The following is a 3,471-nucleotide window of genomic DNA, read 5'->3' as shown; positions in this document are numbered from 1 at the left end:
ATCATCGCCGCGGAACCTGCCTCTGCACCGCCTAGGATAGGGAGTCAGGAACCCTCAGCTAGCCAGGAGAAGAGATGACCGCGGTAAACAAGGAGTCGCGCAGCAGCGCACGCACCCCGGAAAGCGATTCGCGCGGCGCCTCGGTGATCGTGAACGTGGTGGATGTGCTGCGCTGCTTTACCACCGAGCGGCCGGAGGTCGGGGTCACCGACATTGCCACGGAGGTGGGACTGCACAAGTCCAGTGTCTCGCGGATCCTGGCCACCCTGGAGCAGGAACGGATCGTGGAACGCGACCAGGAAACCCGCAAGTTCCGCCTGGGGTTGGGCCTGATCGCCATCACCGGGCCGTTGCTGGCGAACCTGAACGTGCGGCGGGTGGCCTACCCGGTGCTCAACGAGCTGTGTGAGCGCAGCGGGGAAACCGCGGTGCTCAACATCTGGGACGGCGGCGAATCGGTGTCCGTGGAGCAGATACCCTCCAAGCGTAACGTGAAGCACACTTCCGTGATGGGCAGCCGCTACGCCACCGGGCTCAGCGCCACCGTGCAGATGTTCCTGGCCCACGAAACCCGGGACCAGGCCCTGGAGCTGATCGACTCCGGAGCCATCAGCCTTCCCGCGCAAACCGACACCGGGGAATACCTCAAACGCCTGCACTCGGCCCACGAAGCGGGCTTCGCCATCAACTACGGGGAAACCTCACAGGATGAGGTAGGTGTCGCGGCACCGGTTTTCGACCACCGTGGCCAACTGGTGGCATGTGTCATGATCGCCGCTCCCTACTACCGGGTGAGCACCGAGGTTCTGCAGGACTTGACACGCCAAACCATGCGGGCAGCAGCCGAAGTCAGCGTGCGCCTGGGACACCTGCCCGGAACCTGAGACGCACCGCCAACGATGTGGAGGAACCATGTTCGAAGCCCGGGGTGAGAACGAATTCGACTACCAGCTGCACGGCGGCAGCAGCATGCGCCTGCAGCACCATTTTGGCGGCAACACCGGCATGGCAGTGGCCATCCAGACCTGGATCATCCCGCCCGGCGGCCATGAGGGGTTCCACGCACACGACCAAGACCTGCCCCTGGAGGAGTTCTATCAGGTCATCGAGGGCAGCGCGAAAATGCGGGTGGGCGATCAGCTGCATCTGCTCAATCCTGGCGACAGCGTTCTGGCCCCCTCGGGGGTGCCGCACGACCTGAAGAACATCGGGCAGGGCGACCTGCGGGTGCTCGTGGTGTGGGGTCCACCGGCCAGCTTTGACCTTTCCTCCTTCGGCTCCCACCGGAAGGACGGCGCGCTGCGCAACCGGCCCCCGCGGCGACGTAGACCAAGCATCGCATTACTCGGACCGCGCCCGCCCTACGCACCGCGGCAGGGCACCTTGGCCCGGTTTTCCAATGGTGCGCCCCGCTTCCCAGCCACCGCGCCATCGCAAGTGGGACGCCCCATCAGCCGGGCAGACCCCGCGGGCCTGGTCGTCCATCTCCGTCTTCGGGTCCTAGGCCCACGCCTGGGCTGCACCCCATGTCAGCCGCTTCCCCTTCCCCTGGGGCGCCGCGTTTATCCGCGTCTGGCTTTGCCCTTTCCGAAGGCTCAGGACCACCGGCTCCTCCGGCCGTACTTTGCTGCCCTCCCCCTTCCACGCCCGGCCTTCGCGCATGAGTTTGATGGGTCAAACTTTTAAGTTGGCTTTATCAAAACTTTAAGCAAGAATGTTTGAGGTGCGTCGCGGTGAGATGCGCACTGCCCCGTCCTGGGTCCCGATGTTCTGCAACCACGGAGGTTTCAATGACGCTCATAGCGACCCCCGACAGCCACGTTTCCCCGCCCGATCTGGCTCCGGAAGACTCCCCCAACCTCATCTACTTTTCCAGCGTCTCGGGGAACACGCGGCGTTTCGTCGAAAGACTGGGAATGCCGGCGGCCCGTATCCCCCTGCGGCCGCGGCTGGAGGGCATGTTGCACGTCAACCGGCCCTTCGTACTCATCGTGCCCACCTACGGGGGTGGCTCGCGGTCCCGGGCCCTGCCCCGACAGGTGGCCCAGTTCCTGAATGTCCCCCGCAACAGGTCACTGCTGCGCGGTGTCATCACCGCCGGCAACACGAACTTTGGCCAGGACTACTGCCTGGCGGGCACCGTCGTGGCCGAAAAGTGCGGCATTCCGGAGCTCTACCGCTTTGAGCTGCTGGGCACGCCCCACGATGTGGCGCGGGTCCGCGAGGGACTCACCCTGTTCTGGAGCACCCAACCCACCGACCCCGAGGACTGAACCGCGGGAGTCAGCAACGTTGTCGACCACGGACCGGAACCCATCACGCCGGTCCACCGCCCCACCGAGAAAGGCCAACCACCCATGCAAGAACGACTGCTCGAACCGGAGCTGAGCACCGTATCGGTCACCCCGCCGGAATACCGCAGGAATCCTGCGGCCCGGCTCCGGCCTATCAACTGGAACCGCGTGCAGGACGAGAAGGACCTGGAGGTCTGGCTGCGGTTGACCGCCAACTTCTGGCTGCCGGAAAAGGTGCCGTTGTCCAACGACCTGCCGGCCTGGAAATCCCTCAGCGAGCTGCAGCGCACCCAGACCATGCGGGTGTTCACCGGTTTGACGATGCTCGACACCCTGCAGGCCACCGTCGGGGAGATCTGCCAGATTCAGGACGGGCGCACCGAACACGAGCAGGCGGTGTACACGAACATTGCGTTCATGCAGTCGGTGCATGCCCGCTCCTACTCCAGCGTCTTCTCCACGCTCTCGGACACCCCGCGAATCGATGCGGCCTACCGGTGGGCGGTGGACAACGACCTGCTGCAGCAGCGCTGCAAGTCCGTGATGGCGCACTATTACGGGAAGGACGCGCTCAAGCGCAAGGTGGCCTCCACGCTGCTTTCCTCGCTGCTGCTCTACGCCGGGTTCTACCTGCCGCTGCACTACTCCGTGCATGCCACGCTGACCAACACCGCGGACATGATCCGGCTGATCCTGCGGGACAAGGCGATCCACGGCTACTATTCCGGGTACAAGTACCAGCGCAGCCTCGCCGAGCAGGACGCGGGGCGCCAACGCGAGATGCACCAGTTCACGCAACAGTTGCTTCAGGACCTCTACGAACTGGAGCTGCGCTATTCCGCCCAGCTCTACGAGCCGCTGGGGCTCATGGATGACGTGGCGGTCTTCGTGCGCTACAACGCCAACAAGGCGATGATGAACCTGGGGTACCCGGCACCGTTCAGCGCCGCGGAAACCGCGGTGAACCCCACCATCCTGGCGGCGCTGTCACCGGGATCGGAGGAGAACCATGACTTCTTCTCCGGTTCGGGCTCCTCCTATGTCATTGGACGCGCCGAGGACACCCACGACGCCGATTGGGAATTCTAGCGGCTAGGGCCGCCTGGCATGCCCGGCGGCCCTAGCGCTATCCTCCGACGCCGGGGGCCAGGGCGGCCACCCACGGCAGGAGCGCGGC

General features: G+C 65.1%; 4 protein-coding genes. All 4 read left to right on the top strand.

Translation table 11 applies throughout. The features are described from left to right. The first annotated feature begins 74 nt into the window (after positions 1–74). The 4 genes from JCM19049_RS09890 to nrdF all read left to right on the top strand — a co-directional run bounded on the left by JCM19049_RS09890 (position 75) and on the right by nrdF (position 3,383). Positions 75–884, top strand: coding sequence for an IclR family transcriptional regulator (locus JCM19049_RS09890; protein ID WP_054821500.1), 810 nt, complete (start codon positions 75–77; stop codon positions 882–884). Positions 885–912: 28 nt separating this feature from the next. Beyond that, a complete protein-coding gene (locus JCM19049_RS20005; RefSeq protein ID WP_279402904.1) occupies positions 913–1,686 on the top strand; it encodes a cupin domain-containing protein in 774 nt (257 codons plus the stop codon). Positions 1,687–1,790: 104 nt separating this feature from the next. Beyond that, positions 1,791–2,273 carry a class Ib ribonucleoside-diphosphate reductase assembly flavoprotein NrdI gene (nrdI, locus tag JCM19049_RS09880; protein WP_054821499.1) on the top strand — a complete coding sequence of 161 codons (483 nt, stop codon included), beginning with the start codon at positions 1,791–1,793 and terminating at the stop codon, positions 2,271–2,273. Positions 2,274–2,357: 84 nt separating this feature from the next. Continuing rightward, on the top strand, positions 2,358–3,383 hold the full coding sequence (nrdF, locus tag JCM19049_RS09875; protein WP_279402903.1) for a class 1b ribonucleoside-diphosphate reductase subunit beta: 1,026 nt from the start codon (positions 2,358–2,360) through the stop codon (positions 3,381–3,383). The last annotated feature ends 88 nt before the right edge of the window (positions 3,384–3,471 follow it).

This window comes from Arthrobacter sp. JCM 19049 (assembly GCF_001310435.1).
The sequence above is the reverse complement of the archived record's forward strand: the minus strand, read 5'-3'. Positions and strand labels throughout refer to the sequence as shown.